Annotated in this window: 18 protein-coding genes; 17 read left to right on the top strand and 1 reads right to left on the bottom strand. The window is 37.1% G+C overall.

Features of this window, described 5'->3' with window-relative positions; genetic code table 11:
- The first annotated feature begins 137 nt into the window (after positions 1-137).
- From LT143_RS17950 to LT143_RS17895, 12 genes are all read left to right on the top strand, one after another.
- The gene (locus LT143_RS17950; protein ID WP_246938985.1) at positions 138-515 is read left to right on the top strand and encodes a hypothetical protein; all 378 of its coding nucleotides are present in this window, start codon (positions 138-140) and stop codon (positions 513-515) included.
- An 88-nt stretch (positions 516-603) separates the two neighbouring features.
- Positions 604-1,221 carry a hypothetical protein gene (locus LT143_RS17945; RefSeq protein WP_246945371.1) on the top strand — a complete coding sequence of 206 codons (618 nt, stop codon included), beginning with the start codon at positions 604-606 and terminating at the stop codon, positions 1,219-1,221.
- A 140-nt stretch (positions 1,222-1,361) separates the two neighbouring features.
- On the top strand, positions 1,362-1,826 hold the full coding sequence (locus LT143_RS17940; RefSeq protein WP_246945368.1) for a hypothetical protein: 465 nt from the start codon (positions 1,362-1,364) through the stop codon (positions 1,824-1,826).
- 868 nt (positions 1,827-2,694) lie between these two features.
- On the top strand, positions 2,695-3,360 hold the full coding sequence (locus LT143_RS17935) for an MgtC/SapB family protein (RefSeq protein WP_246945366.1): 666 nt from the start codon (positions 2,695-2,697) through the stop codon (positions 3,358-3,360).
- A gap of 42 nt (positions 3,361-3,402) precedes the next feature.
- The gene (locus LT143_RS17930; protein WP_246945364.1) at positions 3,403-3,591 is read left to right on the top strand and encodes a hypothetical protein; all 189 of its coding nucleotides are present in this window, start codon (positions 3,403-3,405) and stop codon (positions 3,589-3,591) included.
- Between the two features lie 23 nt (positions 3,592-3,614).
- Positions 3,615-4,370: a molybdate ABC transporter substrate-binding protein gene (gene modA / locus LT143_RS17925; protein WP_246945362.1), complete on the top strand. Its 756-nt coding sequence runs from the start codon at positions 3,615-3,617 to the stop codon at positions 4,368-4,370.
- A gap of 206 nt (positions 4,371-4,576) precedes the next feature.
- Positions 4,577-5,065 (top strand): DinB family protein, encoded by a 489-nt coding sequence (locus LT143_RS17920; protein ID WP_246945360.1) that lies wholly within the window; start codon positions 4,577-4,579, stop codon positions 5,063-5,065.
- Between the two features lie 103 nt (positions 5,066-5,168).
- Complete coding sequence (locus LT143_RS17915; protein WP_246945358.1) at positions 5,169-5,498, top strand: metal-sensitive transcriptional regulator; 330 nt, start codon at positions 5,169-5,171, stop codon at positions 5,496-5,498.
- Positions 5,499-5,510: 12 nt separating this feature from the next.
- Positions 5,511-5,717 (top strand): copper chaperone CopZ, encoded by a 207-nt coding sequence (gene copZ, locus LT143_RS17910; protein WP_246945356.1) that lies wholly within the window; start codon positions 5,511-5,513, stop codon positions 5,715-5,717.
- A gap of 69 nt (positions 5,718-5,786) precedes the next feature.
- Positions 5,787-8,201 carry a heavy metal translocating P-type ATPase gene (locus LT143_RS17905; protein WP_246945353.1) on the top strand — a complete coding sequence of 805 codons (2,415 nt, stop codon included), beginning with the start codon at positions 5,787-5,789 and terminating at the stop codon, positions 8,199-8,201.
- A 12-nt stretch (positions 8,202-8,213) separates the two neighbouring features.
- Positions 8,214-9,044 (top strand): hypothetical protein, encoded by an 831-nt coding sequence (locus LT143_RS17900; protein ID WP_246945350.1) that lies wholly within the window; start codon positions 8,214-8,216, stop codon positions 9,042-9,044.
- A gap of 94 nt (positions 9,045-9,138) precedes the next feature.
- Complete coding sequence (locus tag LT143_RS17895) at positions 9,139-9,705, top strand: SGNH/GDSL hydrolase family protein (RefSeq protein ID WP_246945349.1); 567 nt, start codon at positions 9,139-9,141, stop codon at positions 9,703-9,705.
- A 192-nt stretch (positions 9,706-9,897) separates the two neighbouring features.
- On the opposite strand, the gene LT143_RS17890 is transcribed toward LT143_RS17895, so the two are convergent.
- Positions 9,898-10,347, bottom strand: a complete 450-nt coding sequence (locus LT143_RS17890; protein ID WP_246945348.1) for a BsuPI-related putative proteinase inhibitor — start codon at positions 10,345-10,347, stop codon at positions 9,898-9,900.
- A 251-nt stretch (positions 10,348-10,598) separates the two neighbouring features.
- Between LT143_RS17890 and LT143_RS17885 the strand changes: the two genes are divergently transcribed.
- From LT143_RS17885 to LT143_RS17865, 5 genes are all read left to right on the top strand, one after another.
- Positions 10,599-11,543 carry an AAA family ATPase gene (locus LT143_RS17885; RefSeq protein WP_246945347.1) on the top strand — a complete coding sequence of 315 codons (945 nt, stop codon included), beginning with the start codon at positions 10,599-10,601 and terminating at the stop codon, positions 11,541-11,543.
- Between the two features lies 1 nt (position 11,544).
- Positions 11,545-12,726 carry a DUF58 domain-containing protein gene (locus LT143_RS20650; protein ID WP_246945346.1) on the top strand — a complete coding sequence of 394 codons (1,182 nt, stop codon included), beginning with the start codon at positions 11,545-11,547 and terminating at the stop codon, positions 12,724-12,726.
- Entirely contained in the window at positions 12,720-13,934 is a 1,215-nt protein-coding gene (locus LT143_RS17875; RefSeq protein ID WP_246945345.1) for a hypothetical protein, read from the top strand. The genes LT143_RS20650 and LT143_RS17875 overlap by 7 nt, the downstream gene beginning before the upstream one ends.
- 12 nt (positions 13,935-13,946) lie before the next feature.
- Positions 13,947-14,843: an NAD-dependent epimerase/dehydratase family protein gene (locus LT143_RS17870; RefSeq protein ID WP_246945344.1), complete on the top strand. Its 897-nt coding sequence runs from the start codon at positions 13,947-13,949 to the stop codon at positions 14,841-14,843.
- Between the two features lie 315 nt (positions 14,844-15,158).
- A complete protein-coding gene (locus LT143_RS17865; protein ID WP_246945343.1) occupies positions 15,159-16,247 on the top strand; it encodes a D-alanine--D-alanine ligase in 1,089 nt (362 codons plus the stop codon).
- Positions 16,248-16,297: the final 50 nt, after the last annotated feature.

Raw genomic sequence — 16,297 nt, 5'->3', positions numbered from 1 at the left:
AAAAGATGATTTTCAATGTTTTCCTATTCTTGTTTGGGATCGCTGTCATTATGGTCTTACTAAGTTCAATAGTTGATACTTTCAGGCTATATTAAGCTAACGGGAAGTATAGTAAAGAACGATTTGGAGGTGTGTTCTTGAATACCAGTGAGATTGTTCTAAGGTCGAATAGAGAAATTAATAATGAAACCTACATAACTTTAAATAAGTATTTAGGGCGAGGACAAGTTACATATCTGGATTTAAATACACTACGACTAACAAAAGTAAATGTTGTTAATGATTTTAGCTATAATTTAATAATCAAGGATACATACGATGATTCCGATGTCAGTTTCATCTTTAGTGTATTTAAGTTAGAAGATGGATTACATATTTTATACATAAGGCACGATTTCCATCATTATATCGAAGTTAAAGAGACCATAGGTGAAGTGAGAGTCAGGTACAATTGGTTTCTCAAAATGATGATAAATTTTCATCAAGATGTCCTTTTAGCAAAAAGAGGGAATTAACATGATTGTATAAGCATGTTCATATTTCGCTAACGAGCAGGTTTGTTTAACAAGGAGCTACTATTATCCTAAGGGTTATCGAGGTGAAATGATGAATAATAGTATTAAAAATTTCTTTGCTCTTGTTACTTCAATTTTTTTGATAACTGGATGTCAAACAGAACTGAAAAAAGTTGAAATAGAAATGAAAAGTGAAGATGAACAAAAACAGATGTTAGATACGTATACCTACGATGATTATAAAAGGGTTTTTGAGGGTGTAATGTCAGTGGCTGCAGCGTATGATGAGAATGAACAATTGGTTAAATGGATCATCCGCACATTGGCAATGGAAAAACTCTATTATAAAACCGATTTAACTGATGAAGAAGTAGTACATCTTTCTAAGAAAGCAATGGACGAAGATAAAGTGTGGAAACTCATTGCAAAAGAGGAATACGGTATTAAAGTAACCGAAGATGAAGTCGATAAAAATATTCAAGAGGGACCAGATACAAGTGATTTACCGCAGCATCTTGCTTATGCTGATGCATTAGGAATGTCTCTAGTAGAACTAAATCATAATTTTGATAGAGATCTATACGAGAAAAATGTTATCTGGTTAAAGTTACGGACTGAGTTAACGGAGAAATACAATATAACAGATAACAATCAATTAGTTGAAAAATACGGGGAAGAAGTAAAAACAAAAATGAACAAATTATAAATTCGTGAATGAAAATCAAATAAGAGTAGTTACTCTTCTTAAGCTTGATTACAGCTAACCTTATTGTAGTAACGGGTGAGTTTAGTCAAAGAAGAAAAATTTTATTGATCATAATCGTCTTTATAATTGGGGGGAGTTTGATGCTGAAATCGTTTAAAATGGTTATTTGGTTGTTTACCGTCATAGTGGTGGTTATATCAGGATGCTCCGTTAAAGAGTTAGAAGGCGATACTCCACCAATACCAATAGTTACTGTTGGAGAAGAGAACATTGAAGTTGTGCGAGCATCCTATTGTTGGAATACTGGTTGTGTTGACTATGCTGGACCTCCTGAGATACTAGGAGGAAAATTACCCTTCCAAGTTCAAAAAGGTGCAAACATTAAAATCCGATTTGATTATGAACCAAAGCCATCTAGTATTTCTGTATCCAGAATGCTCGACAAAGACCAAGAATGGGTAAAAGATGAATTAGTAGATGATGTACTTACTGCTCCAATTGAAGAAGGTATATATTATTATGATTTTTTAGTGTATTGGCACTCAGAAGATGGTAAGTATTCATTAGGAGATTCCTATTATGCTTTTGTTATAGAAGTAAAATAACCCTAGAGATTCTTATTCAACAAACGGGTGCTTATCTACAGTAAGTTTTTATAGTTTTTAAAGTATGCAACGATAGGACTTTACTTGGAGGGGTGGGTATGATAGGCTGGCTTGCCTATTGAAACACCTGCTTCAGCCTTTCAAGACTAATCATGCCCACAGAGGCTCCAAGTCAAGTCCTTAATCACTTATCTTTGACTACATGTACATAAAGATAAAAGGTGCTACAGATCAACATTTTATTGCAGGTACTGTAGATAACTTCCCTTTACTTAAAAAGGAATTAAAACAAAAATGTTTGGATAAGAAATTCCAAGCGTTTTTTTGTTAACTTTTTCAACTACTAAATTTGCTGTGATACGGTTTGTAATATCACCTTTTTTTTCGTTTTACCCACAGTATCGGAACCGTTTAACCTTAGGTTCATCGCTAAACTCTTCAATTAAGCATTGATAGAAGGTTGAGTTGCTTTCGAAAATAATAATAGTTGTTTGTTCTTGTCTTCTTTTTAAGAGCTGTTTCGTGAAGGCCCCTGTACCTGAACCTTATTCTATAATATAGTTGGCTTGTTTAAAGTTAATATGTTTAACCATCGTCTTGGATAGATACAGAGATCTTGATGTTATCGAACCAATCGATCGTGGTCGGAAGATATATTGAAATATGATAAAACCTCGTCTTATTGAAATCCATCCCCATTTTATTTAGTCCATCTAGATTATCCAAAGAGGGCTAAAGAATCTTGTTGTAGTTTAGTCTGGATTTTAAGTAGAATAATAATAGCTTGAAGTAGTTTATAGTAGAATTGGTAAAATACATAAAAACAACGTAAAGAGAGGTGGATATGTTGGTTCTTGATTATGTACTATTGCAAAAATTATTACTGTCTCTTGTACTGGGTGCCGCTGTCGGTTTAGAGAGGGAACTAAAGAAGAAACCCTTAGGGCTAAAAACAACAATCGTTATTTCCGTTAGCTCATGCTTGCTAACATTTGTATCAATTGAAGCAGCCAATTATTATGCTGTAGCCTATGAGAAACCAATGGATCCATTACGACTTGCTGCACAGATAATTTCTGGAGTTGGATTCTTAGGTGCTGGGGCAATCCTTAGAAGGAACAACGATGTGATCAGCGGATTAACAACGGCAGCTATGATTTGGGCTGCAGCTGGAATTGGAATAACAGTCGGAGCAGGCTTCTATTTTGAGGCTATTATCGCAACCGTCATTATGCTTATTTCCGTCGAGATGCTAAGTCCATTATTAAAAAAGATTGGTCCAAAAACATTAAGACAAAAAGAAATTCGATTAAAGCTAGAAGTGAAAAGGGACATTTCATTAAAAGAGACCTTTCAGCACATTAGAGATCTGGACATTACCATTGTACGAGTAAAAATAAAAGATGACCAAAGTAAAGAATGTCGTCTTGTCGACCTAGTTGTGACAATCGACGAAACAAGATATACATCCGATGTATACGAAGATATTAAATACTTAAAGGAAGTCAATTCTATTGAGATTGAGCTTTTATAGGAAAAACCTCCCTAAACTATAAAGAGAAGGGATAGATATATAATGAAACGAAATTTTCACTGGATTTTACTAATTGTTATGACTGTTAGCTTCTTTATGGGGTTTCAACATTTCGAGCTGTCTACTCCAGCCCTTGTTGCAACTTTATTCGGAATGATGGGTCTAATAGCAATGATCTATCTTAGCTTTATAACTGAAAAACAAAAACGAGATCAACATAACAGAAAATGAGAGCTGCAACAGGAGGATTATTTATGAAATTAATAGGAGTACTACTCCTTTTTACTTTTCTTATAGGATGTTCAATTAATGAGGAGAGCACTCAAAACAAAGAGCTAACGATTGCAGCAGCAGCTAGTTTAGCAGATGCACTTCAGGAAGTAAAAGCTAATTATGAGGAAAAGTATAAGACTCAAATTAACTATAGCTTTGGATCCTCAGGATCGCTTCAGGAACAAATTACACAAGGAGCTCCTGTTGATCTGTTTTTTTCAGCAGCTGAAGATAAATTTAATACTTTAGTGAAAGAGGGAAAGATTGATGAGACAGAGACTGCTCATATTCTTACCAATGAGTTAGTCCTTATTGTTCCTAAAAATAGCGGAAAGCCCGTTAAGACATTTGAGGACCTAATTCAAACATCAAGAATTGCAGTAGGTATTCCTGAATCTGTACCAGCGGGAAAATACGCAAAGGAATCTCTTGAGTCTCTAGGTTTATGGTCCACACTAGAAGATAAGTTGGTATTTGGAAAGGATGTTAGACAAGTATTAACGTATGTAGAAACAAATAATGTTGATGCAGGAATTGTGTATAAATCAGATGCCTTCCTTTCAGAAGAAGTGGAAGTGGTCGCAACAGCAAAGGTAGGTTCGCATACACCTATTGTCTATCCACTGGGAATGATAAGCGATTCAAAAAACAAAGAAGAAGCGAAGCGGTTTTTCCAATATCTACAAAGTGAAGAGGCTATCGATATTTTCAAGAAATATGGATTTGGGACGTATTAAATGGTCGGGACATGTTGTCTCGGCTTTTTTGTTATTACCGAAGGTTAAAAATACCAAATTAATAAAAAATAAAGGTTTTCTAGTTAGGGTTCGCGTAATAGTAATAATAACAAAAAATGGAAAGTTAGTTGGAACAGCAAGTTAAAATGCTGGATGATAGGAGTAACAGCACCTATAATGAAAAAAACTGAGGAGTGTGAGAGAAGATGAACAAGGAAGAGTTATTGAAAGCAAAAAGAGAAGTTCTACATTGGGTAGAGCAACTAGAAGATCTGGATGAGAATACATGGTTTCAACCTCTTAGTGAAGGAAAATGGGCAATAGCTGATGTCCTCTCCCACTTCATATCTTGGGATCGTTTCTGTATGGATTATCGACTTCCTTATATGGAAAAGTCAATTCCGTTTCCAAAATTAGATGTGAACGTTGATCATGTCAATCGGTCAGCGTCAGTCTATGCTCGTTCAGGTATCACCAAAAGTCAATTAATTCATGAATATAAAGAGACGAGAACGCTACTACTTGATTTATTAGAGGAGCGATCAGAAGAGAGTTTTTCACGGATCATTAAATTAGGAGCAGCTGAGATGACAGTTGCTGAATATTTGCAGTCGTATATTGAGCATGACCAAGCACATATTCAAAAAGTCAGTGAGTTCTTAAACAAAACCATAACTAGTAGTGAACCGGCTTAACGTAATTTCGTAAAAAGAGGTTAAAACGGGTAGATTAGGATCAGTAAATAACTTGTTAAATGTACCCCCCTGTGGTATATTCTAACTGAGGGGAGGTTAATAGATGACTGAACATAATCATATAGAAGAATGTTGTTCATCTGAGTTAAGCTCTCGTAAAAGTCATCACTCAGATCAAACGAAGCGAAATTTAATAAGTCGATTGAATCGAATTGAAGGTCAAATCCGCGGAGTTAAGGGGTTAATTGAGAAAGACACATATTGTGACGATGTCATTACCCAAATTTCAGCCATTCAATCCGCGCTAAACAGTGTAGGGAAAATGTTGTTAGAAGGACACTTAAAAAGCTGTGTAGTGGAAAGAATACAAGAGGGTGACCAGGAAGTTATTGATGAATTTCTTATAACGATACAACGTTTAATGAAGAAATAGGAGGAATGAAACATGGAAAAAGTAACATTACAAGTTCAAGGAATGTCATGTGGACATTGTGTAAAAGCAGTTGAGGGTAGTGTGGGAACGTTATCTGGTGTAAGTGAAGTGAAAGTGAACCTTGAAAACGGGACGGTAGATGTTGAGTTTAACTCAAATGAAGTAACGTTAGATAAAATTAAAGAAACAATTGATGATCAAGGCTATGATGTAGCGTAAAAAGTGCTGTAATAGCACTTTCTTTTGGATTGCAATATACCCCCGTTGGGTATGTAGAGGAGGATTAACATGAGTGAGTCATTAAAAGAGACGACTCTTCAGATTACAGGAATGACGTGTGCAGCCTGCTCAACTCGTATTGAGAGAGGGCTGAGAAAAATTGAGGGAGTTAAAGAAGCAAATGTAAATTTAACGCTAGAGAAATCTACTATTACATTTAATCCCAATGTCACCAATGTAGAGGCATTACAAAATAAAATTAAGGACCTAGGTTTTGGCGTTAGAACGGAGAAAAAAGAGTTCACCATTACAGGAATGACGTGTGCGGCGTGCTCTGCCAGAGTGGAAAAGGGTCTAAACAAGCTAGAAGGAATTCAATCTGCAACTGTTAATCTTGCGCTAGAAACAGCTATGGTAGAGTATAATCCTTCTGAGTTATCAACTGCAGATATCCAAGCAAGAGTAGAAAAATTAGGATACGGGGCAAAGCTTAAGGAAGAATCAGAAGAATTAGTTGATCATCGACAAGCTGAAATTGAAAAACAAACCGGGAAATTTCTCTTCTCTGCCATCCTTTCTCTTCCACTACTTTGGGCAATGGTTAGTCACTTTTCTTTTACCACTTGGATTTATCTCCCGGAAATGTTTATGAATCCTTGGGTTCAACTTGCACTTGCAACACCAGTACAGTTTATCGTTGGGAAACAGTTCTATGTAGGGGCTTACAAAGCCTTGCGTAACGGTAGTGCAAACATGGATGTATTAGTAGCTTTAGGAACATCCGCTGCATATGTCTATAGCCTTTATTTATCAGTGGCTTCAATCGGTAGTGGTGCGCATATGGTCGAACTATATTATGAAACAAGTGCCATACTCATCACGCTAATCCTACTTGGTAAGCTTTTTGAAGCGAAGGCAAAAGGGCGTTCATCTGAGGCTATTAAGAAGTTAATGGGCTTACAAGCTAAGACAGCGACTGTATTTCGGGATGGAGAGGAAAGAGTCATTCCTTTAGAAGAAGTGGTCGTAGGAGAAATCCTGCACGTAAAGCCCGGTGAAAAGGTTCCTGTTGATGGAGAAATAATGGAAGGTCATTCTGCCTTTGATGAATCTATGATTACAGGGGAGAGTGTCCCAGTTGATAAAACGACAGGTGATTCAGTAATAGGCGCAACCATTAACAAGAATGGTTTTATAAAGATGAAGGCAACAAAAATTGGGAAGGATACAGCATTATCTCAAATAATTAAGGTAGTTGAACAGGCACAGGGGTCAAAAGCGCCTATTCAACGGCTAGCCGATCGTATCTCAGGTATTTTTGTTCCTATTGTAGTAGGGATTGCTTTCATTACTTTCTTAGTTTGGATAATATGGGTATCTCCTGGTAATTTTGCAGAGGCGTTAGAAAAACTCATTGCCGTATTGGTTATAGCCTGCCCTTGTGCCCTCGGTTTAGCAACCCCAACCTCGATCATGGCTGGTTCTGGTCGCGCTGCAGAGCTAGGGATTTTATTTAAAGGTGGAGAGCACTTAGAGTCTACTCATACCATTAATACGGTCATTTTAGATAAGACAGGGACCATTACAAAAGGCACTCCTGAATTAACAGATGTAGTGGTGTTCAATGGTTTTACAGAAGAGAGTTTATTAAGAATAGCTGGATCTGTTGAAAAAAATTCGGAACACCCTTTAGCTATCGCTATAGTAGAGGGAATTAAAACAAAAGGTCTTAGCTTACAAGAGGTCACTGACTTTGAAGCTATACCAGGCTATGGTATAAGAGGTAAGGTTAACGATCAAATGGTCTTAGTTGGGACTAGAAAGCTAATGGTTCAACATAAAGTGTCCATTGATAACGCCATTGTAAAAATGGAAGAATTAGAGAATCAAGGTAAAACAGCCATGCTTGTCTCAGTTAATGAGACATTGGCAGGAATTATTGCCGTGGCTGATACCATAAAGGAAACATCAAGAGAAGCGATTACTCGATTACAAAATATGGGTATAGAAGTGTTTATGATAACAGGTGATAATGAGAGAACCGCAAAGGCTATTGCAAATGAAGTGGGTGTTAACCGATATATCGCTGAAGTCTTACCAGAAGGAAAAGCAGAGGAAGTGAAAAAGCTTCAGCAAGCTGGCAAAAAAGTCGCGATGGTTGGTGATGGTATCAATGATGCACCAGCGCTAGCAGTGGCTGATATAGGTATGGCGATAGGAACAGGAACGGATGTAGCGATGGAGGCAGCAGATATTACGTTAATTCGTGGAGATCTGCAATCTATAGCTGATGCAATTGTCATGAGTAGGAAAACAATGAGTAACATTAGGCAAAACCTATTTTGGGCCTTTGGTTATAATACACTAGGAATCCCCATTGCAGCATTAGGTTTCCTTGCTCCGTGGTTAGCGGGTGCGGCAATGGCGTTTAGTTCAGTATCGGTCGTACTAAACGCATTGAGATTACAAAAGGTTAAATTTTAGAGGAGAATTAACATGAAAAAATGGATTTTTTCAGCAATCGGTTATTTGCTAGTTGTTATTATAGGTTACTCTGTTTACGCTGCCTTTTCTTCTCAACCTGTGGAAGAAACAAATGTGAATAAACATGAGGGGCATAATGAAACAGGCTCAAATAATGGGCATGGAGATCATGGAAATCATGGAGAGAGTGAAGAGCATAAAGAAAGTGAAGTAAATGTAGAGCTTAATGTCACTAGTGCAAAATTGAACATTTTACTGACAGATAAAGAAAATCAGCCTGTAGAGGAACTTGAAATAAACCATGAAAAACTTTTACACCTTATTATTGTAGATGAGCATCTCGAACAATATTATCATCTTCACCCAGAAGAAGTAGCTCCTGGAATTTATGAAGTGGACCATCAATTGACCGATGGGGTGTATAAAGCATTCGTCGATATAAAGCCTAAAAGTCTTGAGTATGTGACAAAGCCTGTTGAGTTTACAATAGGTGAAGTTAATGAAGAACACAGTCATGCTAGTCTTCAGGTGGATACTGAACTACAAAGAGAAGTAAATGGAGTGGTTACGATATTAGAGCCATCGTCTCTAAAAGCTAATGAACCTGTAACACTTTCCTATACGTTTCCTTCTAATCCAGAACTCCAGCCATATTTAGGGGCTCTAGGGCATGTCGTCATACTTGATGAATCGGGGACGAATTATATACATGTTCACCCTCTATCTGACAATGAGACAATCTTTGAAACATTGTTCCCAGCTGCAGGAATATATAAAATATGGGGAGAGTTTCAAATCGGTGAAGAAGTGCATGTTTATCCATTTACTATAGAAGTTAAGTAATCAACAAATCCTCCATCTTATGATGGGGGTTTTTCTTATTTTAATTTGAAAAAAATGGTAAAATAGATAATAGACTGTTAATAGGGGTGGAAAAATGAAGACGTTAGTATGCTTTGGTGATAGTATAACGGCAGGAAAAGAGGGACACAAAGAGTCGTTATTAACCTCACTTCTGTCCAAACAATTGGTAGACTTTAAGATTATTAACTCTGGAGTACCTGGTGATAATACAAATCAAGCTCTTGATAGATTAAAAAATGATGTTTTAGTATATAAACCTGACTTGGTAACTGTATTGTTTGGAGCAAACGATGCAGCATTGCATAAGACGGTAGAACTAGAGGTATTTAAAGAAAATATTAGAAAGATTACAACGTCTATTGGGTCAAACAGAACGATCCTAATCTCGCCCGCGCCAGTTGATGAAGAGCTTCAAAAAGCGAGGACCAACATAATATTAAGTAAATATGCAGATGCAGTAAGAGAAGTTTCCATTGAAACAGAAAGCCATTTTATTGATTTATTTGGGTACATACTATCGAAAGATCAATATCAAACCATTCTTAAAGGATTAGATAATGATGGCCTTCATTTTGGTGAGCTCGGATATGAAATACTTTCACAATTGATTGTTCAAAAGATTACAGAACTTCAAAATTAATTCGGGGGAATGTCATACTCATATTGATCTCATCTGTGATCAGAATTTACAAGGTTATTATCAAAGGTTTAATATGCTAAAAGCCAATGGTATGGTATTTCGGAATTACTCGAAACAGACCGGAAGATAATCTACGAGTAATACAATAAAAAGCAAACAATCGTTGAACGGTTGTTTGCTTTTCTTTGTCACTTATTTCACTGAGAAGGTTTGTTTTACTTGATATTTTTTGCCCTCTTTAGGAGTCATCCAAACGTTTAGCGTATAGTCTCCCTTTTCTAATTGAAGCTCATTCAAAATAATTTCGTAATTTAATGATTCACCAGGTTTGACAGTTTCTTCCCCGATCGCTTGAAGAAAGCTAGCTACACTTGAGAATAAATATATTTCTTCTCCTTGCTTGTTTTCAACTGAGAAATCATAGCGCTGTGAGCTAGTAAACTCGAGTGTTACCTCTTGTTCTGTTTGATTCTTTACCGTGTATTCAAATACGAGGGGACTCTTTTCAACTAAGCTAGGTTCCATTTCTCCAGCTGCAACACCACTACCGTTTGAATTCTCACCTTGAGATTCCTCCGAATTTCCTGTGCCACAAGCAGTTATAAAAAAAGCAGACAATAAAATAATGAACCATTTTTTCAAAAGTATCACCTTCCTATAGGAAATGTTGAATCTATTTTATTAGTCGTATTAGTATCCTCTAATGTTACACAATTAAAGGAAATTTTGAAAACATGAAACTAATAATGAGTTGAAATATACTTTTTCCGTTGATATTAGTAAATTATATAGTGAGTGTTATTTGTGTTTATGTATTAATGACTTAGCATTTCATAATATTTCCATTTTTTATAGTATAATTTGGTTTACAAAATAGAACGGGGGACAACTAATTGTTATACTCAACTTTAAAAAATGACCTGATTAAAGCGGTAGGTAAAGTTGTACTAGGTAAGGAAGAAGTTACAGAACTGATATTAGTTTCTATGCTTTGTAAGGGACATGTATTACTAGAAGATGTCCCTGGAACAGGGAAGACGATGCTTGCTAAAACAATCTCAAAATTAGTAGGAGGACAATTCAAAAGACTTCAATTTACACCGGATGTTCTACCGAGTGATGTAACAGGTGTTGAGTTCTTTAACCCGAAGGAAAGGCAATTTGAGGTTCGCTTAGGTCCGGTGATGACAAATGTGTTGTTAGTAGATGAAATCAATCGTGCCACTCCAAGAACACAGTCTAGCTTGCTAGAGGTCATGGAAGAGCGTCAAGTGACGATAGGAAATGAAACAATAAAACTTCCCGTCCCATTTTTTGTACTTGCCACTCAGAATCCTTTAGAGTCACAAGGGACATTTCCATTACCGGATGCGCAGCTAGATCGTTTTTTTATGAGTATTAACATGGGTTATCCGAGCTTTATAGAAGAACAACAAATGATGAGAATCTACCGTGAGACGGAACCAATGGCTGAACTAGATTCTTATTTTCAATCAATTGAGGCATTCGTTGATTTACAAGAAAAAGTAAAAACCGTTCAGATGACAGAGGACATTGAAAGATATCTTTTAACAATTATTCATCGTACAAGAGACCATGAGTTTGTCTCAGCGGGCGTAAGTCCTAGGGGAACACTGGCTTTTATGAAAGCCGTACAAGCCAAAGCGATGCTTGAGAATAGACAGTATGTAACACCGGATGACGTAAAGTATATTGCGCCTTTTGTACTAAGTCATAGAATACAACTAACGATGGAGGGGAGTATGAGATCCACCAAGCGAGACATTATCGAGGAAATTATTCAGGCTACAGAAGCGCCTGTTGAAAGAGGCGTGTAAGGTGAGAGATTGGAGGAAGGAAGGCCTTCATGCTGAAAAGGCAAAGATACTTCTCGTTTTTGTTGTATTCTTAACGATCTGTAATTATTTCTTATTATCTATGATTTTATCAATGCTGTTAGCCAGTATACTCGTGATCTTTATCTTTTCTCATTTCTACCACAAGTTTCTGGTTGTTTCATTAGCAAATAAGCGTAAAACAATACGGATTTTCCCTGAAGAAACGGTAAATATTTCTTTTGACATTCATGCTAAGAGTATTGTCCCACTCTATTATGGAAGATTTTCTTTCCTAGTATCTAATCATCTAAAAGTTGAAAACATGAAAAGCTTAGTTGAAAAAAAGGATTCAACTATTTACTCTTTTGATATTTCTAGTGGGAAAAGTAGCTATCCATACACAGTTAAAGCTCTAAAAAGGGGAAGGGTTATCTTCCGACAAATGGAGGTTCATCTGTTCGATCCGTTATTTTTAGGAGAGTCTACATATATCTATAATCCTTTTTATAAAACGGAAATCGTCGTGCTCCCTAAGATGAAACCAGTATCAGGAATGGAGAATCTACTTTCAAAAGTACATGGAAATAATCCGTCCCTTTATTCCTTTTTTCAAGAACCGATTCTGATTTCTGGAGTAAGAGACTATACGCCTGACGATGCTTTTCAACAGATTCATTGGAAGGCATCTGCTAGAACGGGACTTTTACAAACAAAAATTCTGGAGAAAACCTTTCAGCAAAAATGGACCTTTTTAGTTAACGTAGGTGAAGAGGGACAGGGAACGACTTATTCCCATTACTTTTCTGAGCAATTAGAAGATCGGATTAGTCATATTGCCTTCTTACTTCAGCTTGCAGAAAAGCAAGGTATTGAATTTGAGATGTATATAAATATTGTAGCGAGAAATCCTCATAGACTTGTTTATCTAGAAGAAGGAAGTGGCAAAGAACATCTTATTAAAGGATTAGACCTCTTAGCGAGAATTGATCATCTGAGCCCTCTTGTAAAGGTGAATCGATTGATAGGTAGCGCAGAATCGAGCTTAAGGCGTTCGACTGGGGTTATTTTATGTGGAATCTCTAAGGAGGAAGTACTTCAAACGCTGTCTGATCGTTATATCCTCCAACTACCAATGTTTGAGCTGCACTCGACGGAAGCAGGGGGGGCTGTTCAACGATGTTAAGAAAGGATTGGAATTTATACTGCTTGTATATAGCTATTACGTTGTTTGAGATTATTAGTTTCTACTTACTCACGAAGGTGGTAACAGATGCTATTAATCCTTTTGAGCTCATCTTTGCGTATTCTACTCCTTTAGCCATTCTAAAATGGCTTCAGTTAGGGAAGAGTAAAGTTTCGCAGCAAGTCCTATTATTTATACCAATCTTACAGGTAGTATTGCTCTCTTTGTTTGGCTATAGCCTGATAATCCTAGCTTCACTTTTATTATTTAGCTTTTGGAGAGTATATACATTCATTAAGGAATCTTACCCAGAAAGACAGGCAACCTGGCTTGCAGCGGTGTTGGCGACAACGTTCTTCGTCTTGATGTCAAAAAGAGAATTCTTAATGGAACATGTAAGCTGGTTCTTACTGCTTTTACTATTATTTTTTGTCATTAGGGTGTTATTGCAGGTAAGAGAACATGCTTGGGTATTAGTTAAGGGCAGTTACCAGCAATTATTGCTATATATGGTAGGAGCTGCTCTGGGGCTACTACTTGTCTTCCAAGTTGGAATGTATGTTCTGAAGATAATCCTCTCATTTTTAGCGACAGTAATAGGGTATATAATAGGCTTTCCGATTTCATGGATGCTTGAGAAACTTCAGTTAAAAGCAAAGCAAGAAGAGGGAGAGATAGATGGGATCATGGATGAACCCTCTGAGTTTCCTTTTAAAGATGTACAAACAGGGATGGAAGGGCTCCAATATGATGTTGTTACGACTATTATCGTATTGTTAATAGTGGTGATCTCCCTTTACTTTTCTTACATAGCTAAAAAGAGTGTAAAAGATACAGATTTGGAGCCAGAACAATTGATATCGGTTGAGGAAGATCACCAGAATAAGAGTTCCTTCTTACAAGCATTTAGAAATTTGCGTAATAGCTTTTACAGTGATCATGGTCGGAATGACGTAAGACTTCAGTTTTATAAATTGCAAGCTTACTTGAAAAAAAGAGGGTATGAAAGAAAACAAGAAGAGACAGTAGAAGAGTGGTTTAACCGTCTTCAGTTGGACGATGAGACAGCTACTGAAGTTCTTAAAATCTATGAGCGATCCAGGTATAGCGTTACTAGTCTCTCAGACCAAGAGTTTCAAATCTATGCAAATGGAATTAAGCAGATCAAAAACCAATTTAAAGAAAAATCTTCTACTAAGAAGGAATAAGGAGGAAATAATATGAAAACAGCACTAGTTTTAGGTGGAACTATGTTTTTTGGCAAACGCTTGGTGCAATTATTAATAGACCGAGGTGTAGAAGTTACGATTGCAACAAGAGGAACGACTTCTGATCCATTTGGAGATACGGTAAAAAGAATAAATCTGGATCGTACAAAAAAAGAGTCCATCGTAAAAGGACTTTCAGGCCTACAATGGGATGTTGTTTATGATCAAACCGCCTATTCTCCAATTGAAGTGAAAGATGTTTTAGATGTTGTGCAGGATCAGATGAAACATTACGTCTTTACATCCACGATGGCTGTATATGACTTTGGTCTCCAAAAGAAAGAGACGGATTTTATACCGGGAGATACTGAGTATGAGCTGAAAGCAAGGAATGAGTACGTTGGCCTTAGCGGTTATCAAGAAGCAAAAAGAGCGTGTGAGCAGTATTTAGAAAAATTCTCGCCGGTTCCAGTATCGGTTGTCCGATTTCCGTTAGTCATTGGTGAGGATGATTATACAAACCGACTAAAAATTATTGTGGACCGAGTCATGAATGAAGAGCCAATAAGTGTATTTGAACTTGATCTGGGATTAGGGTTCGTCACATCTGAGAAAGCAGCAGAACTCCTTTTTTGGCTTGGGAATACGAAGAAGACAGGGGCATGGAATGGAGCGTTAGATGGCTATTGGACACATCGCCAGTTAATTGAAGAAATAGAAGATATAACAGGCAAGAAAGCCATCATCAAAGAAGAATCGCAGCCCGAGCCCGAAACAATCAGTCCCTATGCGATGCCAAAAGACTGGTCTGTAGATGCTAGTAAAGCTAAAGCAGAAGGATTTGAGTTCGGTACTGTAGAGGATGTATTACGCCCATTAATTCAATACTATGCTCATACTCGTCAGTAATCTAAATCCTTTCAATAAAATGGGTAGTGTTGAAACGAGCCGTAAGAATCATATATATTTTATTAAGAAAGTTGTATAATCAGTATTGTGTTGTTTATAGAAACTAAAGAGTATAGATCTTTATTATAAACATTTGCTTGTCGGGCCTAAACGGGGCGCTTCAGCTTTTCGATTTGTCTAGCTTCAGCGCCTAGGCCCTCGAGTCAAATAACCCTTGGACAAATAAAAGGAAAAACCGCCTTTTCTTTGTCCAAGGAACATTTGCTTGTCGGGCCTGAGCGAGGCGCTTCAGCTTTTCTAATAAGGGGGAACCTCATGAAGAAGGTTAAGTTAGGTTTATTATATGGTGGTAAGTCAGCAGAGCATAGGGTGTCGCTTCAGACGGCTTTAGCTGTTACGAAGGCGTTGGATATGTCAAAGTTTGATGTTCATCCTATTTACATAACGGATCAAGGGGAGTGGATCCGTGGAGGACAGTTGACGGCTCCGGCTCAAGATGTGAAGGCTTTAGAATTATCTAAGGATAATCAAGTCATTTCTCCTGTCTCTTTAAACAAAGAATTATTTCCTGCAACTAAAACGGAAGAGGATCAATCTATAGATGTCATTTTTCCTCTATTACACGGACCGAATGGGGAAGATGGAACCGTACAAGGTTTGTTAGAATTGATGAACATTCCGTATGTAGGAAATGGTGTTTTATCTTCTGCAGCAGGGATGGATAAGGTTATCATGAAAAACTTATTCGCTCAAGCTGGCTTAAAGCAGGCGAAATATCTTTCTTTTATTAGGAGAGAGTGGGACCAACAAAAAGAAGAGTTAATGAGTGCGATAGAAGAGAAACTTGGGTTTCCTTGCTTCGTGAAACCGGCAAACTTAGGCTCTAGTGTAGGAATTAGTAAGTGCCGAAATCGTGAAGAGCTGGAGATAGCTTGTGTAGAAGCTTTTCAATTCGACCGTAAACTCATTATTGAAGAAGGAATCGTTGGAAGAGAAATTGAAATCGGGATTCTTGGAAATGACGATCCTAAGTGTTCAGTTGCAGGTGAAATTGCTCCTAAGAAGGATTTTTATGATTATAAAGCAAAGTATGAGGACGGAGATACGGCTCTTTTAATTCCGGCCTCTATTTCAGAAGAGCAATACGAGGATCTAAAAGAGCAAGCAATTCGTGCCTTTAAAGCAATTGATGGAGCGGGACTTGTTCGAGCAGACTTCTTTTTAACGGCTAATGGGGAATTTTTAATTAACGAAGTTAATACAATGCCAGGTTTTACTCCGTTTAGTATGTTTCCACTAATGTGGCAGCATACTGGCGTTACGTATCCGGAACTAATTGAAAAATTAGTTGAATTAGCTCTTGAGCGACATGAACAAAAACAAAGCATCAAACACACGTTTTAATAATCACAACCTAAACACCATTTGAAAAAATGGTGTTTCTTTTACGAATA

Origin of the sequence: Bacillus pinisoli, from assembly GCF_023036475.1 — a bacterium.
GTDB classification, from domain to species: Bacteria; Bacillota; Bacilli; order Bacillales; family SA4; genus Bacillus_BS; species Bacillus_BS pinisoli.
The sequence above is the reverse complement of the archived record's forward strand: the minus strand, read 5'-3'. Positions and strand labels throughout refer to the sequence as shown.